Raw genomic sequence first — 22,064 nt, forward strand, 5'->3', positions numbered from 1 at the left:
CGACAACAAAAAGGGGAAATAGCATGACCGACAAGATTACCAACTGGAACAGAAATGACGACGCGATGGTCGAAGACGCCATCCGCCGCGGCGCGACACGCCGCGAACTTCTTCACATGATGCTCGCCGGCGGCGTCGCGCTCTCGGCCGGCGGCCTCGTCCTCGGACGCGCATCCAACGCGGTCGCGGCCACCCCGACGAAGGGTGGCCATCTGAAGGCCGCCGGATGGTCGGCATCGACCGCCGATACGCTCGACCCGGCCAAGGCATCACTGTCGACGGACTATGTCCGTTGCTGCGCCCTCTACAATCGCCTGACCTTCCTCAACAAGGACGGCATCACCCAGATGGAGCTCGCCGAGAGCATCAAGACGGCGGACGCAAAGGTCTGGACAGTCAAGCTGCGCTCCGGCGTGACATTCCACGACGGCAAGACGCTGTCTTCCGCGGACGTCGTCTTCTCGCTGAAGCGGCACCTCGATCCGGACGTCGGTTCGAAGGTCAATTCGATCGCCAAGCAGATCACCGGCATCAAGGCCGTGGACCCGCTGACTGTCGAGATCACGCTCGCCAACCCGAACGCCGACCTGCCGACGATCCTTGCCATGCATCACTTCATGATCGTGCAGGACGGCACCACCGACTTCTCAAAGGGCATCGGCACCGGGGCATTCAAGGTCGAGACCTTCCAGCCGGGCGTGAAGTCCGTCTTCGTGAAGAACCCCGACTACTTCAAGGCCGGCGGGGCCAACATCGACTCGTTCGAGTATTTCGCCATCAGCGACGACACGGCCCGCGTCAACGCACTTCTCTCCGGCGACGTTCATCTCGCTGCTTCGATCACACCGCGTTCGATGAAGCTCGTCGAAAGCCAGCCCGGCTTCGTGCTGTCGCAGACGACATCGGGCAACTACACCGACCTCAACATCCGCCTCGACATGGAACCCGGCAGCAAGGCCGACTTCGTCCAGGGCATGAAATACCTGATCAACCGGGAGCAGATCAAAAAGTCGGTCCTGCGCGGGCTCGCCGAGGTGGCGAACGATCAGCCGATCTCCGCCGCGAACATCTACCACAACGCCGAGCTCAAGGCCAAAGCCTACGATCCCGAGAAGGCCAAGTTCCACTTCGAGAAGTCCGGCCTCCTCGGCCAGTCGATCCCGATCGTCGCATCGGATGCCGCCACCGCCTCGGTCGACATGGCCACGCTCGTCCAGCAGGCCGGCAGCGAGATCGGCATGAAGTTCGACATCCAGCGCGTGCCTTCCGACGGCTATTGGTCGAACTATTGGCTCAAGGCGCCGGTCCATTTCGGCAACATCAACCCGCGCCCGACTGCGGACATCCTCTTCTCGCTGCTCTACGCCTCCGATGCGCCGTGGAACGAAAGCCACTACAAGTCGGAGAAATTCGACAAGATGCTGGTCGAGGCCCGCGGCTCGCTGGACGAAGCCCAGCGCAAGGCGATCTATGGCGAAATGCAGGTCATGGTCGCCGAGGAAGCCGGCACGGTGATCCCCGTCTACATCTCGAACGTCGACGCGATCTCCGGCAAGCTGAAGGGCCTCGAGGCCAATCCGCTCGGCGGCCAGATGGGCTATGCCTTCGCCGAATATGTCTGGCTCGAAGCCTGATAGCCGCTGAAAACCGGGAAGGCGCCCGTCGCCTTCCCATCATCTTCACCGATGACGTCTCAGTTTTTTGCCCGTAATCTTAGCGGGCCCGTGCATCGCATCGCCTGCCGTATCGATGCTCAACCGAAGAGGGGCCCTCTCATGAGCCCATATGTCCTCAATCTTGTCGGAGCGCGGCTTCTGATCGCGGCACTGACACTGCTGATCGTTTCTTTCGCGGTCTTCTTCGCCACGGCGATGCTTCCCGGCGACACCGCGACGATCCTGCTCGGCCAGGCTGCGACACCGGAAGCGGTGGCGGGGCTCCGTACCGCGATGCATCTCGACGAGCCGGCGTTCATCCGCTTCATGCGCTGGCTGGCGGGGCTGGCCACGGGAGACCTGGGCACGTCCTATGTCAACAATATTGCGGTGGCCGACCTGATCGGCGGCCGCTTCGTCAACACGATGCGGCTCGCCGGCGTGACCACCCTTATCGCCGTGCCGCTTGCCCTGACGCTCGGCATCACGGCCGCCATGTTCCGAGGCTCCCTCTATGATCGCATCGTCACGATCGGCACGATCGGCGTGATCTCCGTCCCGGAATTCATGATTGCGACGGCGGCCGTTCTCATCTTCTCGGTCTATCTCAAATGGCTTCCGGCGCTTTCGATCGCGAGCGACGTCACATCCATCGGGCAGATGCTGAAGATTTACGCCATGCCGGTCATCACGCTGACTTTCGTGGTCTCGGCACAGATGATCCGCATGACGCGCGCCGCCGTGGTCGAGACGATCGACACCCCCTATGTCGAGGCCGCGCTCCTGAAGGGTGCGTCGCGGCCGCGCATGGTCCTGCGCCATGCCTTGCCGAATGCAGTCGGCCCGATCGTCAATGCGATCGCACTGTCCCTCTCCTACCTCGTCGGCGGCGTGATCATCGTCGAGACGATCTTCAACTATCCGGGCGTCGCCAAGCTGATGGTCGACGGCGTTGAAACCCGCGACCTGCCGCTCATCCAGTCCTGCGCGATGATCTTCTGTTTCGGCTACCTGCTCTTGATCACGCTTGCCGACATTATTGCCATTCTTGCAAATCCGAGGCTGCGCTGACCATGACCCTGCCCGCCATGCTGTCGAGAAAATTCGGCTACCGCTTCAATTGGGTCGGCATGATCGGCCTTTCGGTCATCCTCTTCTGGGGCGTCGTCGCGATCGTTGCGCCGCATATCATCCCCCACCCTGTCGGCGAAATCGTCGACGAGGACTTCTTCGGGCCGATCAGCAGCAAGCTCTGGCTCGGCTCCGACTATCTCGGACGCGACATGGTCTCGCGTGCACTGATGGGCGCCCGCTACACGGTCGGAATCTCGCTTGCCGCCGTCTCCATCGCGTGCTTCAGCGGAGTCGTCCTCGGCATGACGGCCGCGGTGACCGGCGGCTGGTTCGACGCGGCGCTGAGCCGCTTCCTCGACGCGTTGAACTCCATCCCCGGCAAGCTCTCGGGCCTCGTCATCGTCGCGGCGGTCGGTTCCTCGCTCACGGTTCTGATCATCACGCTCGCGGTCATCTACACGCCGGGCGCCTATCGCTTCGCCCGCGCGCTCGCCGTCAACATCAACACGATGGACTACGTCACCGTCGCCCGCACCCGCGGCGAAGGAACCCTCTATCTGATCCGGTCGGAAATCCTGCCGAACATTCTCGGGCCGGTACTCGCCGACCTCGGCCTGCGTTTCGTCTTCATCGTGCTGCTCCTTTCCGGCCTTTCCTTCCTGGGCCTTGGCGTGCAGCCGCCCTATGCCGACTGGGGAGCGCTCGTTCACGAGAACATCGGTGGCCTGCCTTTCGGAGCGCCGGCGGTCATCGTGCCGAGCCTTGCCATCGCCAGCCTGACGATCAGCGTGAATCTGCTGATCGACAACCTCCCGCAGAAGATCCGCGACAGGAGCGCCTGATGAAGAATCTCGTTGAAGTCCGTGACCTGAAGGTCGAGGCGAGGACCGACTCCGGCCGGTGCGTCGAAATTATCAAGGGCGTCAGCCTCGACATCGCCCCCGCAGAGATCCTTGCGCTCATCGGTGAAAGCGGATCGGGCAAGACCACGATCGCGCTCACCCTGCTCGGGCATGCGCGCACCGGCTGCCGCATATCCGGCGGCAGCGTCGTCGTCGACGGAAAGGACATGGCAAAGCTCGGCGAGCGCGAGCTTGCATCCGTGCGCGGCACGGAGGTCGCCTATGTACCGCAATCGGCCGCAGCCGCCTTCAACCCGGCGATCCGCATCATCGACCAGGTGATCGAAGTGACGAAGATCCATGGATTGATGTCGCCGGCGGAAGCCAGGAGCAAGGCAATCGGCCTTTTCCGTGCGCTGTCGCTTCCCGATCCCGACCATATCGGCGAGCGCTATCCACACCAGGTTTCCGGCGGGCAGTTGCAGCGGCTCGCCGCCGCGATGGCGATGATCGGTGATCCGAAGCTCATCATCTTCGACGAACCGACGACGGCACTCGACGTGACGACGCAGATCGAAGTCCTGAAGGCTTTCAAGTCTGTGATGAAGGCCGGCGGCATCGCAGGCGTCTACGTCTCGCACGATCTCGCGGTCGTCGCACAGATCGCCGACCGCATCATGGTGCTGCGCGGCGGAGAGGCTCAGGAAACCGGCTCGACGGATGACATCCTGCATCGTGCAACGCACCCCTATACGCGCGAGCTTCTCGCAGCCTTCGAACCGAAACCGCGTGACGACGCCGCGGTTGCCGAGACAAAACAGGCACCACTTCTCGATATCAGCAACGTGATTGCGGGCTACGGTCCGATGCAGGCCGACGGGCTGCCGCTCGTGCGCGCTGTCAGCGGTGTGAGCCTCAGCGTCGAGAAGGGCCGCAATCTCGGCATTATCGGGGAATCTGGCTGCGGAAAATCGACGCTGGCCCGCGCCATTGCCGGCATCCTGCCCGTCTCCGCCGGGACCATGACCTTCGACGGCCACGAGCTTGCCCCGTCGAGCCGTCAGCGCACGCGCGACCAGGTGCGAGAACTGCAGATCGTCTTCCAGTATGCCGATACCGCGCTCAATCCGGCGAAATCGATCGAGGATATCCTCGGGCGCCCCCTGACCTTCTACCACGGCATGAAGGGCAAGGCCCGCGACGCGCGGATCGAGGAGCTTCTCGACATGGTGCATCTGCCCAGGGCCTTGCGTCACCGCCGGCCTGCCGAGCTTTCGGGCGGACAGAAGCAGCGCGTCAACTTCGCACGCGCGCTTGCCGCCGAGCCGAAGCTCATCCTCTGCGACGAGATCACCTCGGCGCTCGACACCGTGGTCGCCGCCGCAATCATCGACCTCCTGAAGGAGTTGCAGAGGGAATTGTCGCTCTCCTACGTCTTCATCAGCCACGACCTCTCCGTCGTCGAGGCGATCTGCGACAGGATCGTCGTGATGTATGGCGGCAAGAAAGTCGAGGAACTGACGCCGGCACAGGCCAAGGCGCCCACGCATCCCTATTCCAGCCTGCTGTTCTCGTCGGTGCCGAAACTCGACCCGACCTGGCTCGACAACCTCAATCTCGACCCGGAGCAGGTCAGGGCCTACAGCCACGCCTGACGCGCGGCTGTAGGCCGGGTCAAACGGGAAAGAGGCTCGTCAGCGGCAGGTGCGCCTTGACGATCGGGGACTTCAAGACGACGAAGCTGAAGTACTTGTCGATGCCGATATCGAGATCGGTCAGCCGTTCCATGATCGTCTGGTATTCACCGATGCCCGCCGTCACGAATTTCAGGAGATAGTCGTAGCCGCCGGACACCAGATGGCACTCGATGATCTGATCGACCTTCTCTGCAGCCGCGAGGAAGCGGGCAAAGTCGATCTGGCGATGGTTCTTCAGCGTGATCTCGGTGAAGACGGTCAGGGTCTGACCGAGCTTGGCAAGATTGATCTGGGCCGAATAGCCCTCGATATAGCCTTCCTGCTGCAGCTTTTTCACCCGCATGAGGCAGGGGCTCGGAGAAAGGTGGACGAGTTCGGCCAGCTCGACATTGGTGATGCGACCGTTCTTCTGCAGCTCGTGAAGAATCTTGATGTCGATACGATCGAGTTTCATGGCGCTTCCTCCGGCCTATGAGTCCTGTCGGACGGTAGCATTTTATGCTGCGACATCCTCGAAATCACATTAACACTTTGTCCTGGCGCGTCTATTCCGTTTGGCGTCGCCGCCCGAGGCACAATGATCCGCCGGCCCCTCAAAGAACGGAATCTTCTGCTGCGGGCCGCCGATATGCGGCAACGGCTCCGGAATTCCGGCGCTATTCTCGCAAGCGACAAGGAGAGATGATCATGCCCGCACCCCTGATGCTGATCGAGACGACACCAGACCTGCCGGAAGCAGCCGACGCCGTGGTGATCGGCGCGGGGATCGTCGGAGCCTTTGCCGCCTATCATCTCGCCAAACGGGGACTGAAAGTAGCGCTGATCGAAAAGGGACGCGTCGGCGCCGAGCAATCGAGCCGAAACTGGGGCTGGTGCCGTCAGCAGAATCGCGACGCCCGCGAGTTGCCAATGGCGACGAGAAGCCTCGACCTCTGGGAAGAGTTTACGGCCGAAACCGGCGAGGACACCGGCTTCCGCCGGTGCGGCCTTCTCTATCTCAGCAACAGCGAGGAAGAGCTCTCAGGCTGGGCGCGGTGGCGCGATTTCGCCCGCACCGTCGGCGTCACCACCCACATGCTCGACGAGGCCGCCGCGACGGCCAGGGCCGGGGCGACCGGAAGGGTCTGGAAAGGCGGCGTCTTCTCGCCGAGCGACGGTGTCGCCGATCCGGCGAGCGCCGCACCGGCCGTCGCCCGCGCAATCCTGAAGCTCGGCGGCACGGTACACCAGTCCTGTGCCGCCCGCGGCATCGAGACGGAAGGCGGCCGGCTGAGCGCCGTCGTTACCGAACGCGGGACGATCCGCACCAAGCTTGCCGTCCTTGCCGGCGGCGCCTGGGCATCGGCCTTCTGCCGCCAGCTCGGGATCCTTTTCCCGCAGGCATCGATCCGTTCGTCGATCCTCTCGGTCGGCCCCGGCGAGGGCGCGATACCGGACGCCCTGCACACGGCCGCGATCTCCGTCACCCGCCGCGGCGACGGCGGCCATACGCTTGCGATCAGCAGCCGCGGACGGGTCGACCCTACCGGCCAGCAGGTTCGTTTCGCGCCGCAATTTATGCCGATGTTCCTGCGGCGGTGGAAGAGCCTTGCCCCCGGAGGGTTGGAGGGCATCCGCTCAGGCCATGAGAGCCTCGCACGCTGGCGTCTCGACCGGCCGACACCGATGGAGAGAATGCGCATCCTCGACCCCGTCGTCGACGAGGGCACGATCCGTCTCACCCACAAGCGGGCGATCGAGTTGCTGCCGGCTCTCGAAGGCCGCCCTGTTACGGCGACCTGGGCGGGCTACATCGACAGTACACCGGACGGTGTGCCCGCTATCGGCGAAGTGACGGGGCTTCCCGGTTTCGTCCTTGCGGCGGGCTTCAGCGGCCATGGCTTCGGGATCGGCCCCGGCGCCGGCCATCTGATCGCCGACATCATGACCGGCGACGAACCGATCGTCGACCCGAAACCCTATCATCCCGACCGGTTCGGAAAGAGTTCGTGGGGTAAGGTCGCGGACTTTTAGCTCATGCCCTGGCTTATGGCGTCGAAACCCCGGAGCCGTTGCGCCGGGGTTTCGGATGTCCTCACGTGCGGAGCTGCAGCGTGCCGTAGACGATGTTGCGGTTCTCGCAGAACCAGACCTGCGGCTCGACGGCGTTACGGTCGATGCTGGCGTTGACGATACGCCACATGTCCGCCTCGTTGCGCCAGAGGAGTTCCCAGTTCATGAAGGTTTCCATGTAACCTTCGACGCGGATACCCTCGGCGAAATTGGCAAACAGGAAGAGACCGCCGGGCTTCAGCATCTCGAGGCATTTCTGCGTCAGCTTCACCGCGACGTTGTCGGCGAGATAGTCGTAGAGACCGGCGGCATAGACGAAGTCGAACTTGCCGAGCTTTTGCTTGCCGTTCAGAATGCTTCGGACCGAGCCGTTCACAGCCTCCACGCAGGTTCCCTGGAAATCGCGGGCGACCGATCCGACACTCAGCGGATCCTGATCGAGCGCGATCCATCGCTTGAGCCGCTGCTCGCGCAGCGCGACGGACCGATCCGCTTCCCTCAGATGCCCTGAGGCGATGGTCAGGATCTCCGTCTCCGGTCCCCGCGCATCGGCGACCTGATCGACATATTTTGTCAGCAGATCGCGACGCTCGCGGACGGCGACCGACGACGAGGCGTCCTTCGTATAATCATAAAGGGCCTTGCCGGTCGGTGTGGCGGCGGCGATCTCGGCCTCGGCATCCGGATGACCGTAGATGAAATCCAGAAGATGCGCGTCGCCGGAATATCCGCGCGGCTTCTCGAAAGACCAGCGAGTGAACGGGTCCTCGAGGAACAACGCCGATACCGGGTGGCGCTGCACTGCCGGCACGAGCGCCTTCCAGACGGTCGGATGGAGCCGGGAACGAATATCGTGAAGCGCGCCTGCAACGTAGTCGATGATGGCTCGCGGATCGTCTGCCCTCTCCCAACGCTGCCTTGCAAGCTCCAGCATCACGGCGATCTCGCCGCGCCCGATCGCGAGTTGTTCGTCGAAGTGCTCATAGTCTCCCGCGGTGGTTCCTCCAGCCATCGCGTCGGGGGTGATAAGGCTTTCGCCGTCGAACACTACTTTCAACTGACTCATACAGGCTCCGCTCCTTAACAAAGGCTTAACTACGTGCGGGAGAATGGCCTGATTTGCTACAACTTGTACAGTGCGAGAAATCATAAAAAGGCGAGGCAAAGAGATGTAGCGTTTTGGTACAAGAATTCAATTTAACTCAATCTTCACGAACACCTTTTACTCTGTAGTGATGACTTGGAGAAGATCGCCTGTCACCTTGCATTAGAATGTGATTAAAACATATTGCACGCGATTATGCGCAGCTGCGCGGTCATGATCTGCCGAGCGGCAGGAGACTGTGAGAAGGGGCATGAGGCACACCTGGACTGGTGGTATCGACGAAGACCGGCATGAGACCCCGAGCCTGCCGCCCGAGGTGGAACTGCGTCAACTCTACCGCAGGCAGGACGAGGAAGGCCGCAGAACCGCCGTCAGGCAGGGTTTCTGGGTGGCGGTCATCGTCTATCTCATCTTCGCCATCCCGGACATCATACTGATCCCCGACGTCGCCGAGTATACGATTGCCGCGCGCATCGCGATCGGCGTCGGCGCACTCGCGCTTTTCGAGATGCAGCGGCTGATGAACGTCGCAACCGAGTGGCTCGACCGCACCTGCGCCTTCGCCGTGGTACTCGGCTACATCGGCTGGATGCTTCCGGCGCTCATGACGAGCCATACCGAAGCGATCTCCTATTACATGATCTTCGGCGCGATCTTCATGATGGGAGAGAACCTCTTCTTCAGCTTCCGCTTCAGCCTGTCGCTCGCGGCTTCCGGAGCCATTCTCTCCGCCTTCCTCGCCTCGCTCGCGAGCTTTCGGCCGGAAGGCGCTTATGCCTTTGCGTTTGCGCTCTTCTACGTTTCCTGTTTCGTCTTCACGTCCTATGTGAACTGGAAGCTCAACCAGGAACGCTACAACGTCTTCGTCAACGCGCTCGAAGCGCGCATCCAGCACAAATCGGCCGCGGAGCGTGGCGAGGCACTGCTGAAGCTCTCCTACACCGACCCGCTCACCGGACTCGACAACCGGCGTGCCGTCGACCTGCAATTGCGCAAGCACTGGAACATGTGGCGGGTCTATGGCGACGACTTCGCCGTTCTCCTGATCGACGTCGACTTCTTCAAGCTCTACAACGACCGCTACGGTCACCAGAGCGGTGACCGCAGCCTCTGTCTCGTCGCCGACGCACTCCGCGGACTGGTCGAGCCCTTCGGCGGCACCGTCGGACGATATGGCGGCGAGGAGTTCATTGCCATCCTGCGCACCAACAGTATCGCTCACGTCGAGGAGCTTTCGAATGCGATCTGCCGCACGGTCGAAGAACTGGCGATAGAGCACGACCAGCGGCCGGATGGCATCGAAGTCGTCACCGCGAGCGTCGGCGCAACATTCACCGGCGCCACCATCGCAACGAAGCTCGAAATGCTCGTCCGCGAAGCGGACCGCGCGCTCTACGGAGCAAAGGCCGGAGGGCGGCACTGCGCCAAGATCTTCGATCCCAACGACCCGTTGATCAGCGACGAGAGCGAAGGCATTTCCGCTCTCCTGAACATCGCCATCGGTCGCAATCTCGTCTCGCTTGTCTACCAGCCGATCAGAGATTCCGAGACCGGCGAGCTCGTCGCCGCCGAGGCGCTGATGCGGCTCAACGGACTGAACGGCACGCCGATCCTGCCGAGCTCCTTCATTCCGATCGCGGAGCGGACGGGCGCGATACACGACCTCGGCCTGTGGGCGATCCGCACCGCCTGCGAGGAAATGCTGGCGCCGAACAAGGCCCAACTGGTGAGCGTCAACGTCTCGCCGGTCCAGCTGCGGGCGCCGGGCTTCGCCGCCTCCGTCGCCGAGATTCTCGCCCGCAGCGGCGTCTCAGGCAATCGCCTCGCCCTCGAGATCACCGAGGGGCTGGCGATGGAACTCCATTCCTATGTCACCGCGAGCATCTCCGAACTCAGAGCCCTCGGGGTCCAGCTGTGGCTGGACGACTTCGGCACCGGACACGCGGGCCTCTCCTGGCTTCGCGCCGTGGACTTCCACACGGTCAAGATCGACCGCTCGTTCCTGCATGCCGCGGAAACCACCGAGGGACGGGCGATGCTCGAAGACATGGTGACGCTGATCCGCAACCGCGGATCCGGGATCCTGATCGAAGGCGTCGAAACCGAGGAGCAGGGTGCGCTGGCACGGGACCTCGGCATCGCCCTTATACAGGGATACCATATCGGCCGCCCCGCGCCGGCCTCGCAATTCGCAGCGACCGACGCCGAAAAAGCCGGCCAGAAACGGCGCGCAAAGCGCGCCTGAGCAATTTGAGGCGTCACTCCTTCACCGCACCCGTCATCGACGAGACGTAGTAGTCGACGAAGAACGAGTAGAGGATGACCACCGGCAGCGAGCCGAAGAGCGCGCCTGCCATCAGCGATCCCCATTCGAAGATATCGCCGCGCACCAGTTCCGTCAGCACGCCGACCGGCACGGTCTTGTTCTCCGAGGACTGGATGAAGGTGAGTGCGTAGATGAATTCATTCCACGACAGCGTGAAGGCGAAGATGCCGGCCGAGATCAGTCCCGGTACCGCGAGCGGCAGGATGATCCTGGTGAGAATTTGGAGACGGCTCGCCCCGTCGACCAGTGCGCTCTCCTCGAGCTCGAAGGGGATCGAGCGGAAGTAGCCCATCAGCAGCCAGGTGCAGAAGGGAATGAGGAAAGTCGGATAGGTGAAGATCAGCGCCATGCGCGTATCGTAGATGCCGATCTTGAAGACGATGAATGCGAGCGGGATGAAGAGGATCGACGGCGGCACGAGGTAGGCGAGGAAGATCATCAGGCCGACCGAGCGAGAGCCGGTAAAGCGGATGCGTTCGATCGCATAGGCGCCGAGAACCGCGGCAAAAAGGGAGAGCGCCGTCGAGGCGACCGCCACCAGCATCGTGTTCCAGAGCCAGCCGGGGTAGGACGTCTCGAACAAGAGATACTTGATGTGGTCGAGCGTCGCGCCGACCACCCAGAACGGGCTGTAGTTGTCGTAATCCGTCAGCTGGGAATTCGGCTTCACCGCCGTAATCGCCATCCAGTAGAAGGGAAAGAGCAGCACGAAGACGAAGACGGCGAGCGGCAGGTAGATGGTCATCACCCGCCGCGGCAGGCGATTGAGATAGGACATGCCCTGACTGTCGTCGGTGAGAACGGCGTCGGGAACGCGGGTCTTGGTGTTCATGGTCGTCGTCTCCATGGGTCAGTCGCCTCCGCCCTGCTGCCACTTGCGGCGCTGCAGACCGAAAAAGGAAAACATGATGGCGGCGAGCAGGAAGGGGATCATGGCGACCGCGATCGCCGCCCCCTCGCCCAGTTGCCCGCCGGGGATTGCGCGCTGGAAGGAGAGTGTCGCCATCAGATGTGTGGCATTGACCGGTCCGCCCTTGGTCAGCACGTAGATCAGCTGGAAATCGGTGAAGGTGAAGAGCACCGAGAACGTCATGACGACGGCGATGATCGGCGTCAGCATCGGCAGCGTCACGTAACGGAAACGCTGCCAGCTGGTGGCGCCGTCGAGGGAGGCCGCCTCCTGCAGCGAGGCCGGGATCGTCTGGAGGCCGGCAAGCAGCGAAATCGCGACGAAGGGGATGCCGCGCCAGACATTGGCGGCGATGACCGAGATCCGCGCATTAGTGGGATCGCCGAGGAAGTTGATCGGCTGGTCGATGAGGCCGAGCTTGATGAGCGACCAGGAGATGATCGAAAACTGGGAATCGTAGATCCACCAGAACGCCAGCGCCGACAGCACCGTCGGCACCACCCAGGGGAGCAACACGATCGCGCGGAAGAACGACTTGAACGGCAGGTGCTCGTTGAGGAGCAGGGCGAGCCACAGGCCGAGCGCGAACTTCAGCACCGAGGCGACCGCGGTATAGAGAACGGTATTGAAAACCGAGAGCCAGAAGACGCTGTCGTCCCAGAGAAACTCGTAGTTCTCGAGGCCGATGAAGATGCCTTCCCTGCCGATCCTCGTGTCGGTGAAGCCGAGCCACACGCCGAGCCCCAGCGGATAGGTGAGAAAGCACAACAGGAAGACGGCAGCCGGCAGCATGAACAGGAATCCGAGTACATCCCGATTGTTGCCGAGCCTCGACCGGAGCGAGCGCTGCGGAGGACCGGGATCCGTTGTCGTCATCGTCATCGGTGTTCACTCCAGAGAAAGATCGGGATGCGGGAGCGCGGCGATCTTCCGCGCTCCCGGAGCAACGAACAATCAGACGCGGTAGTAGCGGTTCGCCCGCTTCTCGGCCTGGGCTATGGCGTCCTCCGGCGTCGCCGCGCCGGTGACGACGGAGGCGAACATGTCGACCAGGACGTAGTCGGCCATCACCGCCGCCGACGCATAGCCGAGCGGACCGGCATAACCGTTCGGACGCAAGGTCTCGGAAGCCTTCGCATACGGCGCATGGATCGGATTTTCCGTCCAGACCGGGTTGTCGGCGAATGCCTTCAACGGCTGGCAGCAATAGGCACTCGAACCCTTGATCCAGGCGTTCATCTGGTCGGCTTCCATCATGAACTTGATGTAGGCCTTGGCGGCTTCCGGATATTTCGTGTGGTTGAAGACGAGCAACGAGCTCGTCTGGTGCAGTTCCACGCTCTTGCCGACCGGTCCGATGGGGAAGTTGGTGCTGCGCATGTCCTCGGCGATCTCGGCGAGGTTCGGGTCCTTCGTCGCGGCGTAATAGACCGAGACGCCGTTGGCGGTCAGCGACACCTGGCCCGCGAGGAAGGCGCGGTTGTTGTTGATGTCGAGCCAGCTTTCGGTGCCCGGGATGAAGGTCGCATAGAGCTCCTTGGCGTAGTTCAGCGCTGCCAGCGTTTCCGGCGAATTGATCGTCACCTGACCGCTTTCGTCCACCATCTTCCCGCCGTGGCTCCAGAGCAGCCAGTGGGCGTAGTTATTGCCGTCACCGACGGCCTTCCCGTGCGGAAATCCGGCGGGCGTCCCCTTGGCCTTCATCGCCTTGCACAGTTCGAGGAAGCCTGCCGTATCCTTCGGGAACTCGCTGAAGCCCGCTGCCTTCATGTGGCTGTCGCGGTAGACCACGGCGTTGCCGATCGCCGTCAGCGGCATGGCGATGAACTTGCCGTCGCGCATCGCATAACCCTTCAGGCCATCGTAGAAGCCGCCGTACTTGCCGTCGAGATAGGTGCCGAGCTCGGTCAGGTCGACGAGCTTATCCGGATACTGATGCGCATCGTCGAACCAGCACATCACGAGGTCGGGGCCCGAGCCGACATTGGCGGCAACGGCGGCCTTCGGGCGGATGTCCTCCCAGCTTTCCTTGTCGATGCGCACCTCGACGCCGGTCGCCTCGGTGAACTTCTTCGTGTTGGCGAGCCACGCCTCTTCGTCACCCTGCACGAAGGGCGCCCAGCGCAGGAGGCGCAGGCTGGCACCCGCCTCCGGCGTATAGGTGGGTTCGGCCGCAAGGGCCGGCCGGAGTCCGAACACCGGAAGACCGCCGGCGCCAATGAGGCCGGCCGTGCCGGCAAGGAATGTTCTTCTCTTGATCGTCATGAATGCTCCTCCTCCAAGTACGGGACACTGGTCACGCGACACCGCCTGTCCCGTCGGCGAATGCCGCGGTTTCGTGCTTCACGTCGTGCCGGCAGCTCCTCTCTGCGGGCACAGTCATTCCGATTCACCCGACGAGTCGCATGCCTGTCTCCTCGTCGAAGAGATGGACATGCGCCGGATCGATGGTGATGCCGATCGGTTCGCCCGGTTGCGCATCGAGGCGTTCGCGGAAGATGCAGGTGATTTCTTCTCCGCCGAACCTGGCGATGATCTGCGTTTCGTAACCAGTCGGCTCGGTGACGACGACTTCCGCCTTCATGCCGTCGCGGTCGAGCCGGATGTATTCCGGGCGCAGGCCATAGACGAGGCTCTTGCCCACCCCTTCCGCAAAAGGCTTCGGCAGCGGCAGGCGCGTGCCATCGCTCGCGACGAAGACCTGCGGGTCCTGCGGATCGAGCATGCCCTTGATCATGTTCATGGCGGGTGAACCGATGAACCCGGCGACGAAGAGATTGTTCGGATAGTCGTAGAGTTCGAGCGGTGAACCGATCTGCTCGACGCGTCCGTCATGCATCACCACGATCTTGTCGGCCATGGTCATCGCCTCGATCTGGTCGTGCGTGACGTAGACCGTCGTCGTCTTCAGGCGGTGGTGCAGTTCCTTGATCTCGGCGCGCATGGCGACGCGCAGCTTGGCGTCGAGGTTCGACAACGGCTCATCGAACAGGAAAACCTGCGGGTCCCGCACGATCGCACGCCCCATGGCGACGCGCTGGCGCTGGCCGCCGGAGAGTTGGCGCGGATAACGGTCGAGCAGGTTCGTCAGGCCAAGAATGCCGGCCGCATAATTGACGCGCCGGTCGATCTCTTCCTTCGGCGCGGCGTTCAGCATCAGCGAGAACGCCATGTTCTTGGCGACCGTCATATGCGGATAGAGCGCATAGTTCTGGAATACCATGGCGATGTCGCGTTCTTTCGGCGGCAGGGTGTTCACCGTGCGCCCGCCGATGCGGATCTCGCCACCGGATATGTTCTCGAGCCCGGCGAGCATCCGCAGAAGGGTCGATTTTCCGCAGCCGGACGGACCGACGAGAATGACGAATTCGCCGTCCTCGATATCGATGTTCACGCCCTTGATGACGGGAAAGGCGCCGAAGGACTTGCGTACATCGGCAAACTGCACATTGGCCATGCGTTTCCTCCCAGAATGCAATCGTCAGGTCTTGTATTTTCCGCTCTCCTCCCCGGACGCGCGGAGCTCCTCAACTCCGCGCCCGAGCGGCGGCATGCTGTCATCGGCCGAGCAGAACCGGCCGGCAGGCGCCGCGATCACGGCAATCCGCCTGCGAGTTCGTCTTCGATGTGAATGCGGATGATCTCGTCGAATGTGCTTTCTGCCCGAAAGCCGAGCTTTTCCGCGCGGCTCGCGTCGAAATTGCTCGGCCATCCGGCGACGATCCCGGCGATCACCGGGTCCGGCTCGCGGCGGATCAAAGAAGCGGCCTTGTCGCCGGCGACGCGCCGCAGAGCCTCGATCTCCTCGCCGACGGTCGCCGAGAGACCCGGCATGGTGAGATTGCGGCGCGGGCCGATCAGGTTGGTGTCCATCGTCGCGGCATGGATGAAGAAGCCGACCGCCGCGCGGGGGCTCGCAAACCAGTGACGGACATCCTCGCTGACCGGCAAGACGGCCTCTTTGCCGGCGAGCGGCTCGCGCAGGATATTGGAGAAGAAGCCGGAGGCCGCCTTGTTCGGCGTACCAGGGCGAATACAGATGGTCGGCAGGCGTATGCCGACGCCGTCGAAGATCCCGCGGCGGGAATAGTCTGCCAGCAGCAATTCGGCGATCGCCTTTTGCGTCCCGTAGCTGGTGAGCGGCGTCGCGAAGAAATCGGCCCCGATGATGTCGGGAAATGGTGCGCCGAACACGGCGATCGACGATGCGAAGAGGACCCGCGGACGATAGGCTTCCCGTTGCCCCTCGCGGCGGATTGCCTCGAAGAGCGCACGCGTACCGTCCAGGTTGACGGCGTAGCCCTTGTCGAAGTCGGCCTCCGCCTCACCGGAGACGATCGCCGCAAGATGGAAGATGATATCTGGGCGGCCCGCGATCAGCTTCGGCGCCGTGCCGGCGTCAGCAAGATCGACGGTCAGCGCCGTCGTGACCGATTGCAGGGCCTCGGGGACTGCGGGCATGATTGCGTCGGCCAGCGTCAGGCGTTCGATCGCGTCGCCGAGGACGGACGGCGAGCCGGCAAGCCGCTCGACCAGTTTGCGACCGATCATGCCGGCGGCACCGATCACGAGAACATGCATCTGCGGCTCCCCTCCTTCGAATCTGCTGTCGGCTCTTCCTCTCGGGCTCGAAGGACCTTCGTCCGGTCGGAGCCCGCCTCCTCTTTTCACTGCGTGTCGCGAGAACGCTGCGCTCACGCAGCTGCATCTCTCTTGCACTCATTCGCTACGGCCGGTATCGGTACCGGTATCGATACCGACAACCTAGGGCGACCAAGTCGCTCTTGTCAACGCGGGACCGGTTTGCTTTGCCCGCGACGACATTCACATCAGCGCGGGGTCGGCGGAACGACCGATAGGATCCAGGATGCGAAGACCCACTCTCGAAGACGTCGCCGCAGCGGCCAGCGTTTCCAAGATGACCGCCTCGCGCGCTCTCAGGGGCGCGTCCGACGTCTCCCGGGATACGGTCGTCAGGGTAAGGCAGGCCGCCGAGCAGGTGGGATATGTCGGCAACAGACTGGCGCTCTCGCTCTCGTCCAGACGCACCAACCTCATCGGCGTGGTCGTCCCCAGCATGTCGAATATCGTCTTCCCCGAGGTACTCGCGGGGATCAGCGAAGCCCTCGAAGGCACGGGCATGCAGGCTGTCTTCGGTCTGACCGACTACGACCCCGGCAAGGAACGTGAGGTCATCCGCAACATGCTCTCATGGCGCCCCGCAGCAATGATCGTCACCGGGCTCGACCAGCCGCAGGAAACGATCAGGCTCCTGAAGCAGGCCGACATTCCGGTCATCCAGATCATGGATATCGACGGCACGCCGATCGACTATTGTGTCGGGCTCTCGCACACCGCGGCGGGAGAGGAGATGGGACGGGCGCTCATCCAGGAAGGGCGACGAAAGTTCGGCTATGTCGGCAGCAGGCTCGACCGGGACCAGCGTGCCAGCCGGCGCAAGGCGGGGTTCGAGCGCGCACTGGCCGAGGCCGGCTTACGATTTTCCCTGGAGAAGGTCGGCGACGAGGTTTCCTCCGCGGTTCTGGGCAAACGGCTGACGATGGCGCTGCTCGCCGAGCGGGGCGACCTCGACTGCATCTACTATTCGAACGACGACATGGCGGCGGGCGGCCTCTTCGCCTGCATCGAGCAGGGCATTTCCGTGCCCGAGACGATTCTGCTGGCAGGCTTCAACGGGCTTGAGTTGACCGATGCCCTGCCCGCGTCGATCGCGACCTCCTACTCGCCGCGCAGGGAGATCGGCCGGACGGCGGCCAGCCTTGCTTTGCGCGCCCTCGGTGATGCCGGCGAGAACCACGAGCGGGTTGTGGCGCTGTCGCCGAGGTTATCCTTGCATCGGTAGGCGCGCGACGGGACAGACCGCCAGGGCTCCTCTGCCGGGTGTCGCAACATTTCATGCCGAATTTAGCCTTGACCCTTGCGTCGATTGCCGGAAGCGATTAGATAGTAATCAATTACTATCTTTCGGAGTCCTCGATGCCCCCTCGATCAACTTACCTTTCCGCCGAGGAACGCCGCGAGGTGACGGTCGAGACCGTCATCAACCTCGCCGCCGAGCAGAATCCGACAGACATTACGACCGGCGCAATCGCCAAGCGGATGGGAGTAACGCAAGGCGCCCTGTTCAGGCACTTTCCATCCAAGGACGCCATTCTCGAGGCCGTAATGGAGTGGGTCTCCGAACGTTTGCTCGCCCGGATCGACAAGGCGACATCGGCTGCATCCTCCCCCCTTGCCGCACTCGAGGCGGCGTTCGTCACGCATATCGAATTTATCTCGGACCATCCGGGCGTCCCGCGGATGCTCTTCGGAGAACTGCAACGCGGTGAGCAGACATTGGCCAAGCGCATGGCGCAGACACTCATCCAGCGATACGGTGAGCGCCTCCGCCGCCTTCTCGCCGAAGGAAAGGAACGCGGTGAGCTGCCGGCATCGCTGGACGAAAGAGCCGCAGCCACGCTCTTCATCGGCACGATCCAGGGGCTCGTCATGCAATCATTGCTTGCCGGTGACGTAGAACTCATCCGTGAGAGTGCTCCGGGCGTCTTTGCGCTCTACAGGCGCGCAATCGAGGTGACGAAATGATCGACGGCTCCACACAGAAAGCATCCCCGGCAAGGGCTCGGACGGAGATGAAACAATGAAGCTTCCCTCCGTTCAACGTCGCAGCTTGATGCTCCTTGCCGTCGCGATCCCGATCGTCGCGCTATTTGGCTACGTGGTCCTTCGATCAGGCCCGCTGGCGCCGGTCGCCGTGAAGACGGGCACCGTCGAAAATCGTTCGATCGCGCCTGCACTCTTCGGCATCGGTACGGTCGAGGCACGCTTTTCATACAAGATCGGTCCGACCATTGCCGCCCGCGTCGGCAAGGTGCATGTCGACGTCGGTGATACGGTGCGCGCCGGCCAGGTTCTTGCCGAAATGGATCCGGTGGATCTGAACGATCGGATCGCATCCCTCGACGCGGCGATCAGTCGAGCAGAAGCGTCAATAAAAGCGGCCGAAGCACAGGTCGAAGACGCGCTTGCCCGCAAGGACTACGCGGACATGCAGGCGGCGCGCTATGACGCTCTCTGGAAGAGCCAGACGGTCAGCAAGGCCGCGGTGGAGACAAGAAAGCAGGAAAGCCAGGTCGCACTCGCCGCGCTCTCGGCCGCACAGTCGAATCTCGTTGCCGCACAGCAGGATTTGCGACGTAATCGCGCCGACCGCGACGGGCTCCTGAAGCAACGCGATACCCTCGTCCTTCTCGCCCCGGTCGACGGTGTCGTCGTCGCCCGCAACGCCGAATCGGGAACGACCATGGTTGCCGGCCAAGCCGTCATTGAAATGATCGACCCGGAAAAGCTCTGGATCAATGCCCGGTTCGACCAGATTGCGGCCATGGGCCTGCGCAAGGGACTTTCCGCGCAGGTTGCCCTGCGGTCCCATGGCGGAGAGAGCATTGCGGGACGAGTCTCCCGCGTCGAGGTGCTCGCAGACTCGGTGACCGAGGAGAATCTGGCGAAGGTCGAATTCGACGCGCTTCCCGACCCACTTCCGCCGATCGGTGAACTGGTCGAGGTTACGATTGCCCTGCCGGGGATGTCCCCGGGCCCGGTCGTTCCCAATGCCGCGCTCCAGAATGTCGATGGCAAGACCGGTGTCTGGAAAGTCGCGGACGGAAAGATCCATTTCACGCCTGTCCAGGTCGGCGTCACGGATCTCGACGGGACGGCCCAGATCACGGGCGGCCTGCAGGCCGGGGACGAGATTGTCATCCACAGCGCCTCGCGACTGACCGGCACGAGCCGCATCCGGATCGTCGACGAACAGGCGGAGCGGCTCAAATGATCAGCCTTGCGGGCCGCGACATCCTTCACTCATGGGGCAAATTCGTCTTTACCGGGATCGGGCTCGGCCTGCTCATCGGCGTGACGTTCACGATGGCCGGCGTCTACCGGGGCATGGTTGAGGACGGCAAGGTTCTGCTCGACAACAGCGGCGCCGACATGTGGGTCGTACAGCAGAACACGCTAGGGCCCTACGCCGAGTCCTCGAGCATCAACGACGACATCTACCGGATGGTCCTTGCAACGCCCGGTGTCGCGCGCGCAGCCAACGTCACCTACCTGACGATGCAGGTCCGAAAGGGAAACACGGATGTTCGCGCGATGGTGGTCGGCATTGCGCCGGGCAATGTCGCGACGCCCGGCTGGCCGCCATTTCTCGTTGCCGGCCGCCAGATCACACGGGGGCACTATGAAGCCGTGGCGGATGCCGCGAGCGGCTTTTCCCTCGGCGATACCATTGTCATCCGGCGAAATCATTACAAGGTCGTGGGCCTGACCCGGCGCGCGGTTTCCTCCAGCGGCGACCCGATGATCTTCATCCCGCTGAAGGACGCGCAGGAAGCGCAATTCGTCAAAGACAATGACTCCATCGTCCGCCAGCGCCGGCGCACGAGCGAGAACCCAGATTTCAATCGGCCCGGCGTGCCGGGCCTGCTGGATGCCGTCATCGCCTCGCAAAACAGCAACCCGTATGTGAACGCCGTTCTGGTCCGTATCAAGCCTGGCTACGACCCGGAACCGATCGCCGCCGATATTGCGAGATGGAAGCGGCTGACGGTCTATACGCGTGCGCAGATGGAAGAGATCCTGATCGGCAAGCTGATCGCCACCTCGTCCAAGCAGATCGGCATGTTTCTCGCGATCCTCGCGGTGGTCAGCGCCGCCATCGTCGCCTTCATCATCTATACGCTGACGATGGACAAGATTCGCGAGATCGCCGTGCTGAAACTGATCGGCACCCGCAACCGGACGATCGCCGCCATGATCCTGCAGCAGGCGATCGTGCTCGGTTTGATCGGATTTGTCGTCGGCAAGATCACGGCGACCTTCGCCGCCCCGCTATTTCCAAAGTTCGTCCTGCTTCTCTCCAAGGATACGGCGACGGGGCTCGTGGCTGTCGTCGTCATCTGCTCTCTCGCCAGCATCGTTGCCATCAGAATGGCCCTGAAGGTCGATCCCGCCGAAGCGATCGGAGGCTGATATGGCAGATGGCGGAATTCTGATCGAACGTCTCAGGAAGCGGTATGGCAGCGGCGATACGGCGGTCGACGCCCTGAAGGACGTCAACATGAGGGTTGCTCCCGGCGAGGTGGTCGGCCTCGTCGGCCCGTCCGGATCTGGCAAGACTACCCTGCTCAAGGCCCTCGGCGCGGTGATCGACCCGAGCGGCGGGCGCATGACCCTCGGCGAGACGGTGATCTATGACGACGGCTGGAAAATCCGCGACCTGCGCGCCCTGAGACGAGACAAGATCGGTTTCGTCTTTCAGGCACCCTACCTCATTCCGTTTCTCGACGTGACCGACAACGTGGCACTGCTGCCGATGCTGGCGGGAGTTCCGAACAGTGAATCGCGCCAACGCGCGCGCGAACTCCTGAAGGCTCTGGACGTCGAGCATCGCGCCGCCGCGATGCCCTCCCAGCTCTCGGGCGGTGAGCAGCAACGCGTTGCGATCGCGCGCGGGCTGATCAACCGCCCGCCGGTCATTCTTGCCGACGAACCGACCGCGCCACTCGACAGCGTGCGTGCCCTGAGCGTCATCCGCATCCTGAACGACATGGCCGTCAGGTTCGGAACGGCCATCATCGTCGTCACCCACGACGAGAAGATCATTCCGACCTTCAAGCGTATCTATCACATCAGGGACGGAGTGACCCATGAAGAGGCCGGCGAGGGACGCGGCTTCGACTGATGAACGCTGTGCCAGAAGCCTCCACGGCATCTGGTGAGACGCATCGGGTGGAACGCAGGCCCTCACGCTGGCACAACGGAAAGCACCCTATGACGGGCAGGAGGAAGACATGGCATCTGCAACAGGCTTCTCTCGGGCAGCGACAATATTCGGAGGCGTAGCGGTCCTGTTTGGAATAGCCACCGTGATCTCCGGCGGCAGCAACATTCTCACACTTTGGCAAGCACCGGGCAGTGCATTGAAGATCGTGCCGTTCGTGCTGTTCTTCAACTTCGCCGCCGGCTTCGCCTATGTCGCCGCCGGGATCGGCATGATCCTGAAACGCCGGTGGGCGCGCACCCTGGCAATCGCCATAGCAGCGGCCAATGTGCTTGTTCTTGCCGGGCTCGCTATCTGGATTCTCTCCGACAGACCCTACGAAATGCGCACCGTGGTCGCCATGAGTTTCCGCACCGTGTTCTGGCTCGCCGCCGCCATCCTATCCCTTCCTGAAAACAAGGCCCGCCGGCAGAACGGTCGCTGACGAGCGCCTCACGCGGCCCTACCTTTCAGATGCTGTGTGAACAGCGCCTTGCGGTTTGCTACTGCCGTGGCAAAATTTCCGCCGGGCGGCGCTGCCGGGATGGTTTTCATGCTG

Annotated in this window: 19 protein-coding genes; 12 read left to right on the plus strand and 7 right to left on the minus strand. The window is 62.9% G+C overall.

Annotated features, from left to right (window positions below; translation table 11 throughout):
• The first annotated feature begins 23 nt into the window (after positions 1 to 23).
• The 4 genes from EUU22_RS01755 (at position 24) to EUU22_RS01770 (ending at position 5,226) form a co-directional block, all read left to right on the plus strand.
• On the plus strand, positions 24 to 1,634 hold the full coding sequence (locus EUU22_RS01755) for an ABC transporter substrate-binding protein (RefSeq protein ID WP_129330396.1): 1,611 nt from the start codon (positions 24 to 26) through the stop codon (positions 1,632 to 1,634).
• A 141-nt stretch (positions 1,635 to 1,775) separates the two neighbouring features.
• The gene (locus tag EUU22_RS01760) at positions 1,776 to 2,726 is read left to right on the plus strand and encodes an ABC transporter permease (protein ID WP_129330397.1); all 951 of its coding nucleotides are present in this window, start codon (positions 1,776 to 1,778) and stop codon (positions 2,724 to 2,726) included.
• A 2-nt stretch (positions 2,727 to 2,728) separates the two neighbouring features.
• Positions 2,729 to 3,571 carry an ABC transporter permease gene (locus tag EUU22_RS01765; protein WP_129330398.1) on the plus strand — a complete coding sequence of 281 codons (843 nt, stop codon included), beginning with the start codon at positions 2,729 to 2,731 and terminating at the stop codon, positions 3,569 to 3,571.
• Complete coding sequence (locus tag EUU22_RS01770; protein WP_129330399.1) at positions 3,571 to 5,226, plus strand: ABC transporter ATP-binding protein; 1,656 nt, start codon at positions 3,571 to 3,573, stop codon at positions 5,224 to 5,226. Before EUU22_RS01765 ends, EUU22_RS01770 begins: the two co-directional genes overlap by 1 nt.
• A gap of 19 nt (positions 5,227 to 5,245) precedes the next feature.
• Here EUU22_RS01770 and EUU22_RS01775 read toward each other — a convergent pair whose 3' ends face one another.
• Positions 5,246 to 5,722 carry an Lrp/AsnC family transcriptional regulator gene (locus EUU22_RS01775; protein ID WP_129330400.1) on the minus strand — a complete coding sequence of 159 codons (477 nt, stop codon included), beginning with the start codon at positions 5,720 to 5,722 and terminating at the stop codon, positions 5,246 to 5,248.
• 233 nt (positions 5,723 to 5,955) lie between these two features.
• Between EUU22_RS01775 and EUU22_RS01780 the strand changes: the two genes are divergently transcribed.
• Entirely contained in the window at positions 5,956 to 7,281 is a 1,326-nt protein-coding gene (locus tag EUU22_RS01780; protein ID WP_129330401.1) for an NAD(P)/FAD-dependent oxidoreductase, read from the plus strand.
• A 61-nt stretch (positions 7,282 to 7,342) separates the two neighbouring features.
• Here the strand turns inward: EUU22_RS01780 and EUU22_RS01785 are convergent, their stop codons facing one another.
• Entirely contained in the window at positions 7,343 to 8,386 is a 1,044-nt protein-coding gene (locus EUU22_RS01785) for a class I SAM-dependent methyltransferase (RefSeq protein ID WP_129330402.1), read from the minus strand.
• A gap of 289 nt (positions 8,387 to 8,675) precedes the next feature.
• Here EUU22_RS01785 and EUU22_RS01790 point away from each other — a divergent pair, with 289 nt between their 5' ends.
• Positions 8,676 to 10,670, plus strand: coding sequence for a putative bifunctional diguanylate cyclase/phosphodiesterase (locus tag EUU22_RS01790; protein WP_129330403.1), 1,995 nt, complete (start codon positions 8,676 to 8,678; stop codon positions 10,668 to 10,670).
• A 13-nt stretch (positions 10,671 to 10,683) separates the two neighbouring features.
• Here EUU22_RS01790 and EUU22_RS01795 read toward each other — a convergent pair whose 3' ends face one another.
• The 5 genes from EUU22_RS01795 to denD all read right to left on the minus strand — a co-directional run bounded on the left by EUU22_RS01795 (position 10,684) and on the right by denD (position 16,242).
• Positions 10,684 to 11,583: a carbohydrate ABC transporter permease gene (locus tag EUU22_RS01795; protein ID WP_129330417.1), complete on the minus strand. Its 900-nt coding sequence runs from the start codon at positions 11,581 to 11,583 to the stop codon at positions 10,684 to 10,686.
• A gap of 18 nt (positions 11,584 to 11,601) precedes the next feature.
• A complete protein-coding gene (locus EUU22_RS01800) occupies positions 11,602 to 12,537 on the minus strand; it encodes a carbohydrate ABC transporter permease (RefSeq protein ID WP_129330418.1) in 936 nt (311 codons plus the stop codon).
• Positions 12,538 to 12,615: 78 nt separating this feature from the next.
• Complete coding sequence (locus EUU22_RS01805; protein WP_129330404.1) at positions 12,616 to 13,926, minus strand: ABC transporter substrate-binding protein; 1,311 nt, start codon at positions 13,924 to 13,926, stop codon at positions 12,616 to 12,618.
• 124 nt (positions 13,927 to 14,050) lie between these two features.
• Positions 14,051 to 15,118 (minus strand): ABC transporter ATP-binding protein, encoded by a 1,068-nt coding sequence (locus EUU22_RS01810; protein WP_129330405.1) that lies wholly within the window; start codon positions 15,116 to 15,118, stop codon positions 14,051 to 14,053.
• A 137-nt stretch (positions 15,119 to 15,255) separates the two neighbouring features.
• A complete protein-coding gene (denD, locus tag EUU22_RS01815; RefSeq protein ID WP_129330406.1) occupies positions 15,256 to 16,242 on the minus strand; it encodes a D-erythronate dehydrogenase in 987 nt (328 codons plus the stop codon).
• Positions 16,243 to 16,528: 286 nt separating this feature from the next.
• Between denD and EUU22_RS01820 the strand changes: the two genes are divergently transcribed.
• The 6 genes from EUU22_RS01820 (at position 16,529) to EUU22_RS01845 (ending at position 21,950) form a co-directional block, all read left to right on the plus strand.
• A complete protein-coding gene (locus EUU22_RS01820) occupies positions 16,529 to 17,524 on the plus strand; it encodes a LacI family DNA-binding transcriptional regulator (protein WP_129330407.1) in 996 nt (331 codons plus the stop codon).
• Positions 17,525 to 17,658: 134 nt separating this feature from the next.
• Entirely contained in the window at positions 17,659 to 18,267 is a 609-nt protein-coding gene (locus EUU22_RS01825; protein ID WP_129330408.1) for a TetR/AcrR family transcriptional regulator, read from the plus strand.
• A 55-nt stretch (positions 18,268 to 18,322) separates the two neighbouring features.
• On the plus strand, positions 18,323 to 19,516 hold the full coding sequence (locus tag EUU22_RS01830; protein WP_129330409.1) for an efflux RND transporter periplasmic adaptor subunit: 1,194 nt from the start codon (positions 18,323 to 18,325) through the stop codon (positions 19,514 to 19,516).
• A complete protein-coding gene (locus EUU22_RS01835; RefSeq protein WP_129330410.1) occupies positions 19,513 to 20,715 on the plus strand; it encodes an ABC transporter permease in 1,203 nt (400 codons plus the stop codon). Before EUU22_RS01830 ends, EUU22_RS01835 begins: the two co-directional genes overlap by 4 nt.
• 1 nt (position 20,716) lies before the next feature.
• Complete coding sequence (locus tag EUU22_RS01840) at positions 20,717 to 21,427, plus strand: ABC transporter ATP-binding protein (protein WP_129330411.1); 711 nt, start codon at positions 20,717 to 20,719, stop codon at positions 21,425 to 21,427.
• Between the two features lie 184 nt (positions 21,428 to 21,611).
• On the plus strand, positions 21,612 to 21,950 hold the full coding sequence (locus tag EUU22_RS01845) for a hypothetical protein (protein WP_245484879.1): 339 nt from the start codon (positions 21,612 to 21,614) through the stop codon (positions 21,948 to 21,950).
• Positions 21,951 to 22,064: the final 114 nt, after the last annotated feature.

This window comes from Ciceribacter ferrooxidans (assembly GCF_004137355.1).
In the GTDB taxonomy this organism is placed as follows: Bacteria; Pseudomonadota; Alphaproteobacteria; order Rhizobiales; family Rhizobiaceae; genus Allorhizobium; species Allorhizobium ferrooxidans.

Coding starts and splice junctions, on each gene's coding strand:
- EUU22_RS01755 (WP_129330396.1), top strand. CDS start 24: ATGACCGACAAGATTACCAACTGGAACAGAAATGACGACGCGATGGTC.
- EUU22_RS01760 (WP_129330397.1), top strand. CDS start 1,776: ATGAGCCCATATGTCCTCAATCTTGTCGGAGCGCGGCTTCTGATCGCG.
- EUU22_RS01765 (WP_129330398.1), top strand. CDS start 2,729: ATGACCCTGCCCGCCATGCTGTCGAGAAAATTCGGCTACCGCTTCAAT.
- EUU22_RS01770 (WP_129330399.1), top strand. CDS start 3,571: ATGAAGAATCTCGTTGAAGTCCGTGACCTGAAGGTCGAGGCGAGGACC.
- EUU22_RS01775 (WP_129330400.1), bottom strand. CDS start 5,722: ATGAAACTCGATCGTATCGACATCAAGATTCTTCACGAGCTGCAGAAG.
- EUU22_RS01780 (WP_129330401.1), top strand. CDS start 5,956: ATGCCCGCACCCCTGATGCTGATCGAGACGACACCAGACCTGCCGGAA.
- EUU22_RS01785 (WP_129330402.1), bottom strand. CDS start 8,386: ATGAGTCAGTTGAAAGTAGTGTTCGACGGCGAAAGCCTTATCACCCCC.
- EUU22_RS01790 (WP_129330403.1), top strand. CDS start 8,676: ATGAGGCACACCTGGACTGGTGGTATCGACGAAGACCGGCATGAGACC.
- EUU22_RS01795 (WP_129330417.1), bottom strand. CDS start 11,583: ATGAACACCAAGACCCGCGTTCCCGACGCCGTTCTCACCGACGACAGT.
- EUU22_RS01800 (WP_129330418.1), bottom strand. CDS start 12,537: ATGACGACAACGGATCCCGGTCCTCCGCAGCGCTCGCTCCGGTCGAGG.
- EUU22_RS01805 (WP_129330404.1), bottom strand. CDS start 13,926: ATGACGATCAAGAGAAGAACATTCCTTGCCGGCACGGCCGGCCTCATT.
- EUU22_RS01810 (WP_129330405.1), bottom strand. CDS start 15,118: ATGGCCAATGTGCAGTTTGCCGATGTACGCAAGTCCTTCGGCGCCTTT.
- denD (WP_129330406.1), bottom strand. CDS start 16,242: ATGCATGTTCTCGTGATCGGTGCCGCCGGCATGATCGGTCGCAAACTG.
- EUU22_RS01820 (WP_129330407.1), top strand. CDS start 16,529: ATGCGAAGACCCACTCTCGAAGACGTCGCCGCAGCGGCCAGCGTTTCC.
- EUU22_RS01825 (WP_129330408.1), top strand. CDS start 17,659: ATGCCCCCTCGATCAACTTACCTTTCCGCCGAGGAACGCCGCGAGGTG.
- EUU22_RS01830 (WP_129330409.1), top strand. CDS start 18,323: ATGAAGCTTCCCTCCGTTCAACGTCGCAGCTTGATGCTCCTTGCCGTC.
- EUU22_RS01835 (WP_129330410.1), top strand. CDS start 19,513: ATGATCAGCCTTGCGGGCCGCGACATCCTTCACTCATGGGGCAAATTC.
- EUU22_RS01840 (WP_129330411.1), top strand. CDS start 20,717: ATGGCAGATGGCGGAATTCTGATCGAACGTCTCAGGAAGCGGTATGGC.